16 protein-coding genes are annotated in these 14,918 nt (G+C 72.1%); 5 read left to right on the forward strand and 11 right to left on the reverse strand.

Annotated features, from left to right (window positions below; genetic code table 11):
• Positions 1 to 48 precede the first annotated feature (48 nt).
• Positions 49 to 882 carry a DMT family transporter gene (locus tag NE234_RS16855; protein WP_252781231.1) on the reverse strand — a complete coding sequence of 278 codons (834 nt, stop codon included), beginning with the start codon at positions 880 to 882 and terminating at the stop codon, positions 49 to 51.
• The gene (locus tag NE234_RS16860) at positions 879 to 1,526 is read right to left on the reverse strand and encodes a B3/B4 domain-containing protein (protein WP_252781232.1); all 648 of its coding nucleotides are present in this window, start codon (positions 1,524 to 1,526) and stop codon (positions 879 to 881) included. Before NE234_RS16860 ends, NE234_RS16855 begins: the two co-directional genes overlap by 4 nt.
• A 76-nt stretch (positions 1,527 to 1,602) precedes the next feature.
• Here NE234_RS16860 and NE234_RS45330 point away from each other — a divergent pair, with 76 nt between their 5' ends.
• Positions 1,603 to 2,160 (forward strand): helix-turn-helix domain-containing protein, encoded by a 558-nt coding sequence (locus tag NE234_RS45330; protein WP_252781233.1) that lies wholly within the window; start codon positions 1,603 to 1,605, stop codon positions 2,158 to 2,160.
• Here NE234_RS45330 and NE234_RS16870 read toward each other — a convergent pair.
• Complete coding sequence (locus tag NE234_RS16870) at positions 2,147 to 3,064, reverse strand: aldo/keto reductase (protein WP_252781234.1); 918 nt, start codon at positions 3,062 to 3,064, stop codon at positions 2,147 to 2,149. The two genes, NE234_RS45330 and NE234_RS16870, sit on opposite strands and share 14 nt — an antisense overlap.
• Before the next feature lie 239 nt (positions 3,065 to 3,303).
• Between NE234_RS16870 and NE234_RS16875 the strand changes: the two genes are divergently transcribed.
• Positions 3,304 to 3,669: a nuclear transport factor 2 family protein gene (locus NE234_RS16875; protein ID WP_252781235.1), complete on the forward strand. Its 366-nt coding sequence runs from the start codon at positions 3,304 to 3,306 to the stop codon at positions 3,667 to 3,669.
• Positions 3,670 to 3,746: 77 nt separating this feature from the next.
• On the forward strand, positions 3,747 to 4,685 hold the full coding sequence (locus NE234_RS16880) for an NAD-dependent epimerase/dehydratase family protein (protein WP_252781236.1): 939 nt from the start codon (positions 3,747 to 3,749) through the stop codon (positions 4,683 to 4,685).
• Positions 4,686 to 4,727: 42 nt separating this feature from the next.
• Here the strand turns inward: NE234_RS16880 and NE234_RS16885 are convergent, their stop codons facing one another.
• Positions 4,728 to 6,269, reverse strand: a complete 1,542-nt coding sequence (locus NE234_RS16885; protein WP_252781237.1) for a GNAT family N-acetyltransferase — start codon at positions 6,267 to 6,269, stop codon at positions 4,728 to 4,730.
• A gap of 143 nt (positions 6,270 to 6,412) precedes the next feature.
• Between NE234_RS16885 and NE234_RS16890 the strand changes: the two genes are divergently transcribed.
• Positions 6,413 to 7,015 carry a DsbA family protein gene (locus NE234_RS16890; protein ID WP_252781327.1) on the forward strand — a complete coding sequence of 201 codons (603 nt, stop codon included), beginning with the start codon at positions 6,413 to 6,415 and terminating at the stop codon, positions 7,013 to 7,015.
• A gap of 30 nt (positions 7,016 to 7,045) precedes the next feature.
• Here the strand turns inward: NE234_RS16890 and NE234_RS16895 are convergent, their stop codons facing one another.
• The 3 genes from NE234_RS16895 to NE234_RS16905 all read right to left on the reverse strand — a co-directional run bounded on the left by NE234_RS16895 (position 7,046) and on the right by NE234_RS16905 (position 10,548).
• On the reverse strand, positions 7,046 to 9,067 hold the full coding sequence (locus tag NE234_RS16895) for an elongation factor G (RefSeq protein WP_252781238.1): 2,022 nt from the start codon (positions 9,065 to 9,067) through the stop codon (positions 7,046 to 7,048).
• 231 nt (positions 9,068 to 9,298) lie between these two features.
• On the reverse strand, positions 9,299 to 10,057 hold the full coding sequence (locus NE234_RS16900; RefSeq protein ID WP_252781239.1) for a MerR family transcriptional regulator: 759 nt from the start codon (positions 10,055 to 10,057) through the stop codon (positions 9,299 to 9,301).
• Positions 10,058 to 10,152: 95 nt separating this feature from the next.
• A complete protein-coding gene (locus NE234_RS16905) occupies positions 10,153 to 10,548 on the reverse strand; it encodes a nuclear transport factor 2 family protein (RefSeq protein WP_252781240.1) in 396 nt (131 codons plus the stop codon).
• 88 nt (positions 10,549 to 10,636) lie between these two features.
• Between NE234_RS16905 and NE234_RS16910 the strand changes: the two genes are divergently transcribed.
• The gene (locus NE234_RS16910; protein ID WP_252781241.1) at positions 10,637 to 11,089 is read left to right on the forward strand and encodes a MarR family winged helix-turn-helix transcriptional regulator; all 453 of its coding nucleotides are present in this window, start codon (positions 10,637 to 10,639) and stop codon (positions 11,087 to 11,089) included.
• 4 nt (positions 11,090 to 11,093) lie between these two features.
• Here NE234_RS16910 and NE234_RS16915 read toward each other — a convergent pair whose 3' ends face one another.
• From NE234_RS16915 to NE234_RS16930, 4 genes are all read right to left on the reverse strand, one after another.
• Positions 11,094 to 11,684 (reverse strand): hypothetical protein, encoded by a 591-nt coding sequence (locus NE234_RS16915; protein ID WP_252781242.1) that lies wholly within the window; start codon positions 11,682 to 11,684, stop codon positions 11,094 to 11,096.
• A gap of 1,003 nt (positions 11,685 to 12,687) precedes the next feature.
• Entirely contained in the window at positions 12,688 to 13,332 is a 645-nt protein-coding gene (locus tag NE234_RS16920) for a hypothetical protein (protein ID WP_252781243.1), read from the reverse strand.
• Entirely contained in the window at positions 13,329 to 14,396 is a 1,068-nt protein-coding gene (locus tag NE234_RS16925; protein ID WP_252781244.1) for a DNA polymerase III subunit beta family protein, read from the reverse strand. The genes NE234_RS16920 and NE234_RS16925 overlap by 4 nt, the downstream gene beginning before the upstream one ends.
• A gap of 45 nt (positions 14,397 to 14,441) precedes the next feature.
• Positions 14,442 to 14,918 carry a MarR family winged helix-turn-helix transcriptional regulator gene (locus tag NE234_RS16930; protein ID WP_252781245.1) on the reverse strand — a complete coding sequence of 159 codons (477 nt, stop codon included), beginning with the start codon at positions 14,916 to 14,918 and terminating at the stop codon, positions 14,442 to 14,444.

The raw sequence follows: 14,918 nt of genomic DNA on the forward strand, positions 1-14,918 counted from the left end.
CCGGGAGTCCGGCGCACACGTGGTCCGGCGCGCTCTCGCGGCTCGTTCTCAGCCGGTCGTGACGAGGCCGACGCCGACGACCGCGATGAGGAGACCGACGCGCTGTACCGGCCGCAGCCGCTCCCCGTACACGATGCGGGCGAGCAGCACCGTGCTGGCCGGGTAGAGCGAGCTGAGGACGCCCGCCACGCTGAGCACGCCGGCGCGGGCGGCAAGGACGTACAGCGTGTTGCCGAGCATGTCGAGGCTGCCGGCCAGCAGTGCGATGCCGAACGTCGCGCGGTCCCGGACCAGTGCGAGGGGGCCACGGCGCTTCGCCAGGGCGACGACGACCACGACCGCCAGTCCGGACACCTTCGAGGCGGCCAGCGGCCACAGCGTGCCGTCGTCGCCCAGTTTGAGGATCACGAAGAAGAGGCCGAAGGACGTCCCGGCGAGGGCGGCGAGCACCGGCCCGCCGGTCAGCCGGACCGGCCCGGACCCGCGCTCGATGCTGACGAAGCAGATGGCGATCAGGCACAGGACGATCCCGGCGGCCATCGTGAGGCTCAGCCGGTCGCCGCGGGCGATGCCGACGGCCGCGGGCACGACCGCGGCCATCAGCCCGGACACCGGCGCGACGACGCTCATGGGCCCCATCGCCAGCGCCCGGTAGAAGACCAGCAGCCCACCGCCGCCGGCGAGCCCGGCGATCGCGCCCCAGGCGAGCTGCACGGCGTGCCAGTGCCCGGTGAAGACGGCCACGGGGAGCAGCAGGCACAGCCCGGCGGGCAGGCTGGCCAGCAGCACCCTGAGGTCGTCGGAGCGCCGTGTCGCCGCGCCTCCGCAGAAGTCACCGGCGCCGAACGCGATCGCGGAGGCGAGGGCCAGGATGATCGTCACGGTTCGAGCAGGCGGGTACGGATGACGACGTCCGGGGAGATCTCGGCGAGCATCCCGGCCAGCGCGTCGCCCGCCGCGCGCAGCCGGTCCAGCGGGTACGGCTCCAGCCGCTCCAGGATGAACAGGGCGTTCTTCGTCTGTTCGGTGATGCGGGTGCGGGTGCACTGGCGCCAGTTCCAGCGGCGGCAGGTCACGCCGGTGCCGTCCCGCCAGATGACCTCGCCGGGCTCGGAGTGCTCGACGACGGCCTCGCCGTTCTTCACCGTGTCGAAGGACTCGTCCCCCGCGGCGCGGACGAGCCGGGCGGGCCCGTCGTACGCGTCGAGGTCCTCGCCGCCGATCGGAAGCTCGAACCGGACGCTGACCACGTTGTAGGCGTCCACGACCCGGTTGATCTCCGGCAGGTCGCCCCGGCGCAGCAGCGCGTCCACCGACGGCCGGGCCCGCTTGGGGTTGACGCCGAAGCCGCGGTAGGCCTCGCGCCACGCCTCCACGTGGCCGCCGTCCACGCCCTCGGAGGGCGTGATGTCACCGGTACGGCCGTTCGAGGGCCCGTTCGCGAGTCCCTCCGCGGTCATCAGCAGGACCGCGAAATCGGGACGCAGGGCCTTAACCGCCTCATCGATGACGATCTGGTCGAGCATCGGACATCTTCCTCTCGGCTTCGGTCGTTAGAGCATACCGAGCGGTGCAATGAAATGACCCTCTAGGGTGTCCTCCGTGACGGACAAGGTCGGCGACGCGGTCGCCCGCACCGTACGCTCCCTGCGCGCGGCCCACGGCTGGAGCCTCGACCAGCTCGCCGCGCGGGCGGGGGTGAGCAAGGGCGTCCTCGTCGCGCTGGAGCAGGCCCGCGGCAACCCCAACCTCGGCACGCTCATCCGAGTGTCCGAGGCGCTCGGGGTCCCCCTCACCCGTCTCGTCCAGGTCGAGGAGGAGCCGCCGATCCAGTTCTTCCCCGCGGGCCGTCACGTCGTCCTGTGGCACGGACCGTCCGGCGGCACCGGCACGCTCCTCGGCGGCAGCGACCCGCGCCCCTCGGTCGAGCTCTGGCGCTGGGTGCTGCGCCCGGGCGAGAGCCGCGACAGCGAGGCGCACACTCCCGGCACCCGCGAGATCGTCACGGTGGACTCCGGACGGCTCTCCCTCACGGTCGACGCCAGCCGTACGGAGATCGGCGCGGGCGACGCGGCCGTCTTCCACGGCGACCGGCCGCACTCGTACGCCAACGAAGGGGAGGAGGACGTCCTGTTCGTCCTCGCCGTCATGGACCTGTGACGCACCCTGGCGCGGCGTCGAGTTCGGCCAGGTCGTCCTCACTGAGGTCCACGCCGGCCGCCCGCGTGTTCTCGTACAGGTGACTCTGCCGCGTGGTCCCCGGAACGGGGATGACGTGGCCGCCCTGGGCGAGCGTCCAGGCGATCGCGACCTGCGCGGGGGTCACCGCGTGCCGCTCGGCGACCTTCCGCACGACGTCGGCGACGCGGAGGTTCCCCCGGCCGAGCGGAGCGTACGACACGAACGCCGCGCCCTTCGCCGCGCACCAGCCGACGACGTTCCCCCGCCCGTCGCCGTTCTCCTGTCCGTCCGCGCTCCGGTGGCCGCCCGCGCAGCCTCTTCGGGCATCCGTGCCGAGCGGGTCGCGGATCCAGAGCGACAGTTCCGACCGGATCGCCGCCACGGGATGGATGCGGTGCGCCTCCTCGGCCTGCGCGACGGTCACCTGCGACAGGCCGAGGTGCCGGACCTTGCCCTCGGCGACCAGTTCGGCCATGGCGCCCCACGTCTCGGCCAGCGGCACCTCCGGGTCGACGCGGTGCAGGTAGTACAGGTCGACGGTCTCGGTCTCCAGGCGCCGCAGGCTCGCCTCCACGGCCCCGCGCACGTACGCGGGCGTGCCGTCGCAGCGGATCCGCCCGGTCTCCGGGTCCGCGACGAGACCGACCCTGGTGCCCACGACGACGAGGTCGCGGATCCCGCGCACGGCCCGGCCGACGAGCGTCTCGTTGTGCCCGGCGCCGTACACGTCACCCGTGTCGAGGAACGTCACGCCCAGGTCCACGGCCTCCCTGATCAGGGCGACCGACCGGCGGTCGTTCGGCTCGGATTCGGCGTACGCGCGGCTCATCCCCGTGCAGCCGAGCCCGACCGCGCCCACGTGGCGGTCCGCGAATCTCCTCATCCCGGGTCCCTTCCTGGGCTCAGGCCACGGCTCCCGCGCGGGACGGCCGCGTCGGGCGAGGGAGTCTCGGTATACCCGGGGCGCGCTGATTCGACGCCGGGACGCGCCCGGCGACGAAGACCCGTTGCAGGCCGGCCCGTTACCTCCCACGTAATCGATCTTGCGCTGGATCAGCGGCATCGTGAGGGCATCGGATCACCGCGCCGGACCTTCCGGCCGGATCTACAGGGAGGAACGTCATGAGCGACGTCAACGAGCTGGTCGGCCGGTACATCGACACCTGGAACGAGAAGGACCCCGCTGCCCGCCGCGCCGCGGTCCAGGCCCTCTGGGCGGAGGACGGCACGTACGTGGACCCGCTGGCGGACGTGCGGGGGCACGACGGCATCGACGCGGTCATCGGCGCGGTGCAGGGTCAGTTCCCCGACTTCGTGTTCCGGCTCGGCACGCCGGTCGACGCCCACCACGACCTGGCGCGCTTCACCTGGGAGCTCGGCCCGGAGGGCGGCGAGGCGCTCGTGGTCGGCTTCGACGTGGTGGTGCTCGCCGAGGACGGCCGGATCCAGCACGTCCACGGCTTCCTGGACAAGGTCCCCGCGGCCTGAGCGGCGTCACGCCGGTGCCGCCGTGTCCCGGCGCACCCGGGCGACGGCGCGGGGACGCGGCACTACGCTTGCCGAACATGCGCATCCTCGTGACCGGCGGCGCCGGCTTCATCGGCTCCCACCTGGTGGACGCCTTCCTCGACAACGGTGACGAGGTCGCCGTTCTGGACGACCTGTCCCGGGGCCGGACGGGGCGTCTCGACCCTTCGGTCGTCGTCCACAAGGCGAGCATCACGGATGTCCCGGCGCTGAACGCGGTCGTCGAGCAGGTACGGCCCGAGCTGATCTGCCATCTCGCCGCGCAGATCGACGTACGGGTCTCGGTGGAGTCCCCGGCCGAGGACGCCGCCGTGAACGTCGTCGGCACCGTCAACGTGCTGGAGGCCGCCCGCGCGGTCGGCGCCCGGGTGCTGTTCGCCAGCACCGGCGGCGCGATCTACGGCGTGGACGCGCCGGTGCCGACGCCCGAGGACGTCCTGCCGGGGCCGGAGGCGCCGTACGGCACGGCGAAGTACTGCGCCGAGCAGTACCTCGGCCTGTACAACCGCCTGTACGGCACCCGGCACGCGGCCCTGCGGCTCGCGAACGTCTACGGCCCCCGCCAGGACCCGGCGGGCGAGGCGGGGGTGGTCGGCATCTTCTGCGGACGCGCGTACCGCGGAGAACGGCCGACGGTCTTCGGCGACGGCCACCAGACCCGCGACTACGTGTACGTCGGCGACGTCGCCGAGGCGTTCGTCGCGGCCGCCCGTACGGACCGGCCGGGCGTGTGGAACATCGGGACGGGCCACGAGACGAGCGTTCGCGAGCTGCTCGACCTGCTCGGCCGCGCCTCGGGCCGGCCGCTGGACCCGGAGTTCGCGCCGGCCCGCCCCGGCGAGGTGCAGCGCAGCGTGCTGGCGAACGACAGCGCGGCGCGCGACCTGGGCTGGACCCCCCGCACCACGGTCGCCGACGGGATCGCGGCGGTCTACCGCTGGGTGGCGGACGGCTCCCCGGATCGTGCGGGCCGCTGACGGAGCGGTGGCGGGCGGGTTCTCGTGCCGTCCGCCGGGCGGTCAGGGCGCGATGCGGTAGTGGTAGGCGTACGCCTGGGTGAAGCCGGCTTTCTCGTACAGCCGCCAGGCGGCGTCGTTGCCCGCCTCGACCTGCAGGTACATCCGGTGCGCGCCCTGGTGGGCGGCCCAGCGGGCGCCCGCGCCGAGGAGGGCGGCGCCAAGGCCCTGACGTCGGCGTTCCGGCCGTACGGCCATGCAGAAGACGCCGGCCCAGCCCGTGTCCGCCACGAACAGGCCGATGCCCTCGGGCCTCCCGTCCAGGACCGCCGTCGCGAATCCGGCCGGCGCGGCGATCCGGGAGATCACCTGCGAACCGACCGCTTCGGAGTCGGTGTAGGCGCTGAGCTCGCCGAAGACCGGGAGCCACGCCGCGGGGTCCGCGTCGATCCCGACCTGGGCCGTGGCGTTCTCCGTCGCGGCCGCCACGTCCTCGGTGAACGCCGTGAGCACGGCCGTCGGCGCCTCGAATCGGTACCCGCGCCGGTCCAGCAGTGCGTCGAGGTCGCCGGCGCCGTCGAGGCCGTCGATGACCTGCACGATGACCGGCCGGGAACGTTCCCGGTAGAAGCGCTCGACGTCGCGGACGGCCTTCTCGGCACCGGCCGGAGGGGCAACGGCCGAGTTCGAGCGGCGTCGCCGGACACCCGTGGTGTGCCGTAGCAGCCAGCCCTCGTGCTCCTCGCTGAACTCGGCGGGCCAGGCGGCGCGGGCCCGGGGTTCGACCAGATCGGCGACGGAGGCGCGGCAGGCGTCCACGATCGGACGGACCAGGCCGGCGAGGAGGTCCTGGTCCTCCGGCCGCGCGGGCTCGTACTCGGTGATGCCGAGCCCGGCCACCTCGAACCGCCGGGCGAGGGCGGTCACCATCGCGAGCAGCCGGTCCGGGGTCAGGCCCCGGGGCGTGGGCAGGCCGACGGAGCGGAAGACCGACGGGTCGAGGACGTCGAGGTCGATGTGGACGTACACCGCCGACGCGTCACCGACCGCCTCGACGAGCGCCTCCGGGTCGCCGACGGTGGGAATGCCGGCGGCGGCCGCGTACTCGTGTTCGGCCGGGTCGAGGTCCCGTACGCCGGCGAGTACCACCTGGCTCGGTTTCAGCGGGCGGTCCGGCACCAGCTCGGCCGGTCCGTCGCCCAGCAGGGTGCGCAGCACCATGCCGTGGAAGGCGCCGGAGGGCGACGAGGCCGGGGTGTTCAGGTCGCCGTGCGCGTCGAACCAGACGACCGTGAGCCGGTCGCCGTACCGGCGCGCCGCCGCCGCGATCGGCTCGAGCTCGACGCCGCAGTCACCGCCGATCGTGACGGTGAACCGGCCGCCGACGTGTTCCAGGGCGGTGCGGATCCGCCGCGCGTTGACGGCGAGCGCCGCCGCGCCCGCGCGGTCCGCGACGCCGACGGTCCTGCGGTCGGCGGCGGGCAGGAGACCGGCCAGAAGACGCGCGCCGGCGCGGAGCCGGTGCGCCGTCGCCGAGGACGACCCCTGCCACTGCGGCACCTCGATGACCGTGACATCGGGCCGCTTCGGCGCGTCGTTGTCCATCGGAGCCATCCTAGAGAGCCGACCGGCCGTGGCCGACCGGGTTTCCCTCTTCGGCATCCTCATTGGCCCGATCATTTCGCGCTCGATTGGTCCTTACGGTCGGCCATTGCGCTTCCTACGCTGGCGGCGTGATCGAAGCTGAGATGTGGTTCGACCCCAAGTGCCCGTGGGCGTGGATCGCCTCCCGCTGGCTGCTCGAAGTCGAGAAGGTACGCGACGTCCGCGTGCGCTTCCACGTCATGAGCCTGGCGATGCTCAACGACGGCCGCGAGGGCCTCGACGAGTGGTACGCCGAGTGGCTGCGGGACACGTGGGGCCCGGTGCGCGTCGCGATCGCGGCCCGGCAGAAGTACGGCGACGAGGTGCTGCGCGACCTGTACACGGCGCTCGGCACGCGGATCCACCACGACAAGGCGCCGATCGGGCGCCCGCTGTACCTGGACGCGCTGGCCGAGGTGGGCCTGTCCGCGGAGCTCGCCGACGCGGCCGACGTGACCGACTACGACGAGGCCCTGCGCGAGAGCCAGCACGCGGGACTGGACCCGGTCGGGGAGGACCTCGGCACTCCGGCGATCCACGTGCCCGGCCCGGACGGCGAGCGGATCGCCTTCTTCGGGCCGGTGGTCAGCCCCATCCCGCGCGGTGAGGACGCCGGGCGGCTGTGGGACGGCGTGCTCCTGGTCGCGGGGACCGACGGCTTCTTCGAGCTGAAGCGCGCGCGGACCCGCCGTCCGATCACCTCATGACGGAGCCCGCCCGGCGCGGAGGCTCTCCGATCACCCGATGACGGGAGCCGGGCTCGCCCGGCGCGGAGGCGCTCCCTGGACGCGGCGATGTCCGGCGAACTCCGACAGCAGCACCCCCTCGCCCCGGGTCAGCCCCGGCAGCCGCCGCCCGAGTTCGTGCACCCGGCCGAGGGGGAGCACGCCCGTCACGTACGCGGTGCCGGACCGCACGGCCATGTCGTGCGGAGCGCCTGCCAGCTCCGCGAGTACGCCCAGTACGCCGTTGACGAGGTCGGACGGCACCTCCAGTTCCACGCGGACCACCGGCTCGTACACATGGGTCCCGGCCCGACGCAGCGCCCGCTCCACCAGCCGGGGCGTCAGCGTCCGGAAGTCACCGGCGGTGGTGACCGGGCTCGCGTAGCCCGAATGCGTCAGCGTGACGACGCAGTCGGTGACCTCCCAGCCGTACGGCCCGCGCAGCAGGGCGGTGCGCACGCTGTCCTCGATCGCCGCGTGGAACGCCGCGGGCAGCGACCCGGGCTCGACCTCCAGGCGGTACCGCACGCCGGCGCCCGCCGGGGCGGGCTCGATCCGGAGACCCGCGGTGGCGCACACCTCGTGGTCCCCGTGCCGGTCGATCTCATGGAACGCCGCGCCGACGCCGGCCGGCCGTTCGAGGTACACGATCCGCGTCTCCGCGAAGGCGACGGCGATGCCGTCCTCCTCCTCCAGCTGGGCCTTGAGCACCTCCTTCTGCACCTCTCCGTACAGCAGCACCGAGATCTCCCGCGCCCGGTCGTCGACGCGAATGTCGATCAGCGGGTCCTGCTCGGCGAGCCGCTGCAGCGCGGCGTGCAGCAGCGGGGCGTCGGACGGGCGCACGCTGCGCACGACGGTCTCGAGCGCCGGCGGCGCGAACTGCGGTTCGTCCGGCCCGTCGCCGGACCCGCCGGGCCGCTCCTCCCCCGACCCGTCACCGGACCCGCCGACTCGGCCGGCATCCGGCCCGTCGCCGGGGCGACCGAGCCGGTCTCCGATCCTGGCGTCCTTCAGCCCCGAGAGCCGGACGATGTCGCCCGCCCCCGCCCGGTCCGCGGGCACCGCCCCGCCCTGCTCGAAGACCCGCAACGACGTGATCTTTCCGGTGTGCTCCTCCCACCCGGCACGGTCCCACCGGCCGCCGACGCGGCGACGTACGGTGACGTGCTCCCGGACACCGACGGACCCGGTCCGCAGCCGCGCGTACACGGCCTTCCGGCCTGAGGAGTCGCGCTCGATCTTGAAGACGGTTCCCGACAGCGGCTCCTCCCGGCCGCCCCGGGCCGGCGGGAGGAACGCACGGATCCCGCCGACCAGGTCGGCGACGCCTATCCCCGTCGCGGCCGACCCGAAGAACACCGGATGCGCCGCCGCCAGGCCCGTCCGTTCGATCAGCCGCCGACGGCAGTCCTGCGCGTCGACCCGCCCGTCGGCCTGGACATAGGCCGTCAGGAACGAGTCGTCACCATCGGCCAGCACCTCCGCCAGTCGATCGAGGTGACGCGGATCGTCCGCGGCGTACGGCCGGGTGACGGCGTCGCGCGTGCCCAGGCCCGTGACCGCGCTCATCGGCACGGCCGCGGGTGTGAGCCGGCGAGTGATCTCCGCCAGCAGGTCGCCGTACCTGGCCCCGGTCCGGTCGATCTTGTTGACGAAGATCAGCGTGGGGATGCGCAGCCTGGTCAGCACGCGCATGAGGATCCTCGTCTGCACCTGAACGCCCTCGACCGCGGACAGGACCAGCACCGCGCCGTCCAGGACCCGTACCGCGCGTTCGACCTCGGAGATGAAGTCGGAGTGGCCGGGCGTGTCGATCAGGTTGACCTTCAGGTCGTCGATGGTGAACGAGACCACCGCAGACCGGATGGTGATCCCGCGCCGCCGCTCCAGCTCCATGGAGTCGGTCTGCGTCGTGCCCCGGTCGACGCTGCCGGGCTCGTCGATGACGCCGGCGTGGAACAGCAGCCGCTCGGTGAGTGTCGTCTTGCCCGCGTCAACGTGCGCGAGCACCCCCAGGTTCAGGGTCGTCATGGAGTGTCGTCCTCGATGCCGCCGAGTGATCTTCCGTCGTGATGACCTCTGACCACTGGCGCATCGCAAGCCCCCTGGCTCGTACGGACGACGGCGTCCTGACCGACGCCGATGCGGCGGACCCTAACAACGAGGGCGGGAGACGGCACCTCATTTTCGGGTGCGTACGATCACGGCGGGGCCCGTCCCGGAGGATCTGCAGCTCCTCCGGGCGACCGGCCGGGCCGGCCGTCAGCTCAGCCGGGTGCGGGCGTACGCGGCCATCGCGTCGCGCTGGAACTCGGCCAGCCCCTCGGTGATCTTCTCGTAGTTCTCGCGGAACCTCGGGTCGTTGACGTACATCTCCCCGAGCTTGGTGTACGCGCAGGCGTCCGGCTTCCAGAACCGGCTCACGGAGCGGTAGTTCCAGTCCACCTCGTCCAGCACGACCGGGTCGTCGGGCGCCGCGCCCGCGACCTTGAGCTCGGCCATCCGGACCATGTGCGCGGTCACGTCCCGCTGCCAGGTCTCCATCTGCTCCGGTGTGATACCCGCCTGGGCCTGCGCGGCCTGGGCGTACTGCTCCGGCCAGCGCTCGCGGGCCTCGTCCTCGTACTGCGAGGCGTCCAGCCCCGCGAAGAGGTTCTCCGGCCGGTTGATCTTCGGGGTCACGGTGTCACCACCTTCTTCGAGTTCGGCGATGGTGCGGGCCACGGTGTCGACGAGCACTCCGAGCCGCTCACGCTCGGCCAGCAGCCGGGCGTGGTGGCGGCGCAGCGCCGCGACCGTGCTCGGTTCCGAGTCGATCGCGTCGGCGATGTCGGCCAGCCCCACCCCCAGCTCCCGGAGCACGAGGATCTGCTGCAGCCGCAGCAACTGCTCCTGCTCGTAGTAGCGGTAGCCGTTGTCCCCGACGTACGCCGGGGTGAGCAGGCCGATCTCGTCGTAGTGCCGGAGCGTCCGCGAGGTGACCCCCGACATGCGGGCCACCTGAGCGATCGACCAGGTCATGACCGTCCCATCCACCGGTGCGGCCGGGCGTTCCGGCCGCGACTCAGACGATAGGAGTTGACGTAACGTCAAGGTCAACCGCGCGGGCGCCCGCCTCAGGCCACGGCCGTCTCCCAGACCGGGTCGGCCGCGACCCGGGAGAGCCGCCAGCCGTCAGGGGTGCGGGCCGCCTCCAGCCGGTACCGCTCACCGAGGATCCGCCGCTGCGCCGGACCCGCGAAGACGACGAGCAGGTTGGCGTCGATGGTGGCGCGGTCGCCGTCCACGGCGATGAGGGGATTGGTGATGAAGTGCTGGGTCACCACCTCGGGCGGGTGCGAGCGCCGGGCCTGCGCGGCGAGCGCGTCGATCCCGCGCACCGAGCCGCCCGCCGTGTCGGCCGTCGCGTCCTCGGTGAAGACCGTACGCGCCTCGTCGAACCGTTTCTCGTCCAGCCACAGCCCCAGGCGGTTGACCAGGTCGAAGAGCAGGGCGTGGTCGCTACGTCCCATGAGACATCTCTTTTCATTGGCAATTCCAACATTGGCTTAGCCAACGATAGCGCCCTTCGTGGGCCGTGCCAACGATTAGACTGCGGCCATGACGGCCGACGACACGGTGCCCGCGCTCCTCAAGGAGACCCCGACCTGGCTGATCGGCCAGGCGGCGATGCACAGCCATCGAATCCTGACCGAGCGCTTCTCCGCCGCGGACGCCCGCGGGTACCACTATCGGCTGCTCGCCGCCCTCCAGGAGTTCGGCCCGGCCAGTCAGGCGGCGCTCGGCCGCCGCACCGGGATCGACCGCAGCGACGTGGTCGCGGCGCTCAACGAACTCGCCGGCAAGGGGTTGATCGAACGCTCACCCGACTCCGCCGACCGGCGGCGCAACATCATCACGATCACTCCGCCCGGCGTCGACCACCTCGGCCGCCTGACCGACGTGCTCGGCGAGATCCAGGACGCTCTGCTCACCCCGCTCTCGGCCGCCGAACGCGACCAGTTGACGCGCCTCCTCACCCGCGTCGTCGACCACCACACCACCCGCCGCTGACCGCTCACCCACTCCCGGTGGCCGAGGCCTCGGGCGAGACGGGACGGCCGGACTTCCAGAGATCCGTGACGTGGCAGGCAAAGCGGTCGTAGAGCCCGTCGTCCTGGCAGCGCCGGATGTGCAGCATCGGCGAGTCGTGTCCGACGAGCCGCGCCAGATGGGGAGTAACGAGCATCTCCTCGTCGAAGACGAAAACGCTCATGGCGATGTGCTCATCACTGAAACGAGCCTCGACGCCCGAGATTCCGGACAGCTTGGATAGTTCGTCGAGTGTGACCCTTATTCGGGTGCCGACCGTCAAGGGAACGGCCTCGATCTCTTCACGGCGCCGGGTCACCTCGCTGTCCGGATCCCCGATCAGGAACCGGACCGAGCACCCGTGCTCGGCCTTGCGCCGGAGAACGTTCCGCAGGCTCGGATGTTCCAACCAGAGGAAGTAGTTCGTGTAACCCGCGAAGATCAGCTGATCAGTGGCCTTAGCGATCAGGCTCCGCCATACGGATTTCGGACACCCCGCCCGGAAGGGGTAAACACTTACTATTTCTCGGTCCGGTCCGGTCTTCACGGCGTTTCGGATGGCATCCGGCCAGATCATGGACTCATCAACTCCAAGGGCGTCACAGGCAGGCCCAGCGATGACGGGGGTGGGGCGTACGACCCTCCTGACATACCCACCGATTCACCGTCTTCACGTCCACTCGGCATATCGCGGCCAAGTCCGATTCTGTCATCTTGGCTTCGGACATGGCTCGGCGAAGCGCGTCATTCGGCATGAGCGTCACCTACGGTATGCGGGACGGATGGGACATGTCTGAAGCGTATCCGGTAAACGTCCCCTCCGTCCCGCGAACGCAGTTCCCGCGTCACGCATAGTGATCGATTCTGAGGATCGAAAGGTCGCCACGGCGACGCGGAACCGAGGCTCACGGGGAATTCTCATGGGGAACGAAACTCCAGCCGGGACGATGATCCGCTTACTCCAAAACCTCCGGCGATGCGCGGAAGAGAACGGATTGGCCGGGCGCGTCGTCCAGACCTCTCGAGCACATCCACCGGTCCTCGTTCTGATTAATCCTGACATCCATCAACTCTCGGAAGAGATCAGTTGCAAGGAGGTGAATCCCGGCGACTGGTGGCTCTACTGGTCCTGGGGCGGCCAGATCGGGCGAGCGACCGATGTCACCGGCGCGGTCGCCGCCATTCGGCGAGTTCTGGGAACGCGTCCATGACGGCCAGGCGCAGGCCTCAGGGCACGCCTCCCGTACGCCCGGAGGGCGACGCTCCTCAGATCGCTCGCGACCTGGAGCGACGATGCCCGGGGTGGGTCGTCATCTGGTCGGCTTGGCGACGCACTTTCACCGCCTTCTCGGCCGTGACCGCGGAGGGCCTGGTGATCGATGACCCGTCGGCGTACCGACTCCTCCAGCGGATTGGCGACGTTCATCGGGCGGCCGTTCTCGGGACGCGGACAGGCGGACGACCGCCCCTGCGGTCCTACGACCCGCCGGCACATTTCCGCCCTGACGTCCCGGCCTGCTAAGGCCCTGGCGCGGGGTCGCCGGGGGCAGGAGGTGAGGGACCTGCGCCCGGCGGCCCCGTCAGGCGAGGGCGGTGATCGCTCGGCCGAGCGCCTCCTGGTCCTCCTCGGGCAGCCCACGGGCGGCGTGGACCATGTGGAGGGCGGTCGCGAGGCGGGTCCGGTCGTCGTCCGTGCCGAGGTCGCCCAGGTAGGCGGGAAGGATGAGGCCGAGCGTCTTGAGGTCGCGGCGGGCGCACAGGCCGGAGAGCAGGTCCGCCAGGAGGTCGTCGACGGGACGGGGGTCCAGGCCGCCGGTCGAGCGCAGACCCTCGGCGATGGCGAACCGGTTCCAGTCGCCGTACTGCCCCTGAGGCAGGGCGTCGACGCATGCGGCGGCGCGCTGGAAGTGCTCGCGTGCCTCGTCGAGCCGGCCCAGGTCGCGGCAGGCCTTGGCGATGTTCAGGTGCAGGGACGGGTAGAAGGCGCGGACGCGTTCGTCGCCGACCCGGTCGGCGCGGGCGAGGCATTCGCGGTTCCAGTGGAGGGTGTCCTCGGAGGTCGGCTGGTGCCGGGCCACGTAGTGCGCCGCGACGCATGCCTCGTAATCGTCGGTGGCCGTCTCCCACGCTCGCCGGAAGAGGTCGCGCGCGTCGTTCTGCCTGGCCTCGGCCTCCGCACGCATGCCCTCGCTGCACAGCCGTACGACCGGGTTGTCGGGGTTCATCGCTCTTCTTCCTGGAGGACCGGCATGACGAGGGTGGTGAAACTGCCCTGGTCGGCGGAGCGTACGACGACCGGGCGGAGCGTGGAGGAGATCTCCAGCAGCACGTCGGGGCCCACGCTCGCCTCGACCGCCGGCAGGAGCACGCCCGGGTCGAACGCGATCCGCAGCGGAGGACCCGTGCAGATCGACGGGACCTCGGCCGCTGCCCGGCCCAGGACGAGACGATCGCGCTCGTCGGTCCGGAGGAGGACCGGGCCGTCGTCGTGGTCGGCGAGGGCCGTACGGAGGGCGTCGCGGTCAACGATGAGGCGGTGCCGGGCGGCCGGGAGGTCGTCCAGGACGATCCGGTAGTCGGGGAACGTCCCATCGACGGCGGGGAGCGGCCGCTCCTCGCCGTCGCCGTGGACGCGGGCGCCCCGGCCGTCGACCTCGATCGCGACCTCCGGCAGGCGCATCGCCCAGGAGGCGATCTCCTTCATCGTTCCGGCGTCGGCCAGGAGGCCGTGCGCACCCCCGGTGACGGCACTGGGGCGCAGGGCCCGTACGGCGAGCCGGTAGCGGTCGGTGGCCACCAGGCGCACCTCCTGGCCGGTGAGCTCGACGAGCACGCAACCGAGCACGGGAAACTCCTCCCGCACCGCGCCGCGGGCCGCCGACGGCACCACCTGGCGTACCGCGCCGGCCAGTTCCGCGCCGCCGACGCGGGCCATCGCCGCGTTCCCGGCGCCGGAGAGGTCGCGGAGCAGGCCGTCGATCGCCGCCTGGGCGGCCGCGGCGGTGTCCCGGGTACGGCGCGCGTGCGCCGTCAGCACCGCGCGGGCCTCCTCCCGGTCGCCGTCGAGCACCACCGACGCGTCGACCAGCGGCAGCCCGGCCTCGCGGAGCCGCCGTACGAGGACGGCGCGCGGCTCCTGGTCGGGAGCGTAGTAGCGGTACCCGGTCGTGGCGTCCACGCGGGCGGGCCGCAGGACGCCGCAGTCGTCGTAGAACCGCAGGGCGCTCGGCGTCAGCCCCACCCGGCGGGCGAAGGTCCCGATGCTGACCAGCGCTTCGGCGTCGTTCATGCCGGACATCGTGGGCCTTCGAGCGACTCGAAGGTCAACTCCGGCTCAGTCGGCGGAGCCGGCCAGGCGCTCGTACGTCTCGATGGTCCGGACGAAGGTGGCGCGCTCCTCCGGGGACAGCGGGTCGAACGCCGCGCGCCAGGACTTCGCGCCGTTGGCGAGCCAGCTCTCGATCGCCGAGCGGGTCTCCGCGTCCTCGGTGAGGTCGACGATCGTACGCCGGGCGTCTCCCGGGTCCGACCGTCGTACCAGGACGCCCTGCCGGGTGAGGTCGCTGACCATCAGGCTCACGGTGGTCGGGGCGACCTGCAGCCGGGAGGCCAGCTCGCCGACCGCCATCGGCCCGTCGAACAGCAGGTACGACAGCAACGACAGGTGCCTGGGCGCCAGATTGAAGGAGCGGAGCCGGTCGGGGATCGGCGTCCGCTTGAGCCGTGCGGCCAGCCGCGGCATCAGCAACAGCATGGCCCGGACCGCCTCGTCCGCGCGTAGGCCGGGCTCTGGCGTCTGCTCCGTTGACAT

Source organism: Actinoallomurus rhizosphaericola, from assembly GCF_024055675.1.
GTDB classification, from domain to species: domain Bacteria; phylum Actinomycetota; class Actinomycetes; order Streptosporangiales; family Streptosporangiaceae; genus Actinoallomurus; species Actinoallomurus soli.

Bases quoted from the DNA above. Each gene is read 5' to 3' on its own strand.
- NE234_RS16860 (WP_252781232.1), bottom strand. From the start codon at position 1,526: ATGCTCGACCAGATCGTCATCGATGAGGCGGTTAAGGCCCTGCGTCCC.
- NE234_RS16870 (WP_252781234.1), bottom strand. From the start codon at position 3,064: ATGAGGAGATTCGCGGACCGCCACGTGGGCGCGGTCGGGCTCGGCTGC.
- NE234_RS16875 (WP_252781235.1), top strand. From the start codon at position 3,304: ATGAGCGACGTCAACGAGCTGGTCGGCCGGTACATCGACACCTGGAAC.
- NE234_RS16880 (WP_252781236.1), top strand. From the start codon at position 3,747: ATGCGCATCCTCGTGACCGGCGGCGCCGGCTTCATCGGCTCCCACCTG.
- NE234_RS16885 (WP_252781237.1), bottom strand. From the start codon at position 6,269: ATGGACAACGACGCGCCGAAGCGGCCCGATGTCACGGTCATCGAGGTG.
- NE234_RS16890 (WP_252781327.1), top strand. From the start codon at position 6,413: ATGTGGTTCGACCCCAAGTGCCCGTGGGCGTGGATCGCCTCCCGCTGG.
- NE234_RS16895 (WP_252781238.1), bottom strand. From the start codon at position 9,067: ATGACGACCCTGAACCTGGGGGTGCTCGCGCACGTTGACGCGGGCAAG.
- NE234_RS16900 (WP_252781239.1), bottom strand. From the start codon at position 10,057: ATGACCTGGTCGATCGCTCAGGTGGCCCGCATGTCGGGGGTCACCTCG.
- NE234_RS16905 (WP_252781240.1), bottom strand. From the start codon at position 10,548: ATGGGACGTAGCGACCACGCCCTGCTCTTCGACCTGGTCAACCGCCTG.
- NE234_RS16910 (WP_252781241.1), top strand. From the start codon at position 10,637: ATGACGGCCGACGACACGGTGCCCGCGCTCCTCAAGGAGACCCCGACC.
- NE234_RS16915 (WP_252781242.1), bottom strand. From the start codon at position 11,684: ATGATCTGGCCGGATGCCATCCGAAACGCCGTGAAGACCGGACCGGAC.
- NE234_RS16920 (WP_252781243.1), bottom strand. From the start codon at position 13,332: ATGAACCCCGACAACCCGGTCGTACGGCTGTGCAGCGAGGGCATGCGT.
- NE234_RS16925 (WP_252781244.1), bottom strand. From the start codon at position 14,396: ATGAACGACGCCGAAGCGCTGGTCAGCATCGGGACCTTCGCCCGCCGG.
- NE234_RS16930 (WP_252781245.1), bottom strand. From the start codon at position 14,918: ATGTCAACGGAGCAGACGCCAGAGCCCGGCCTACGCGCGGACGAGGCG.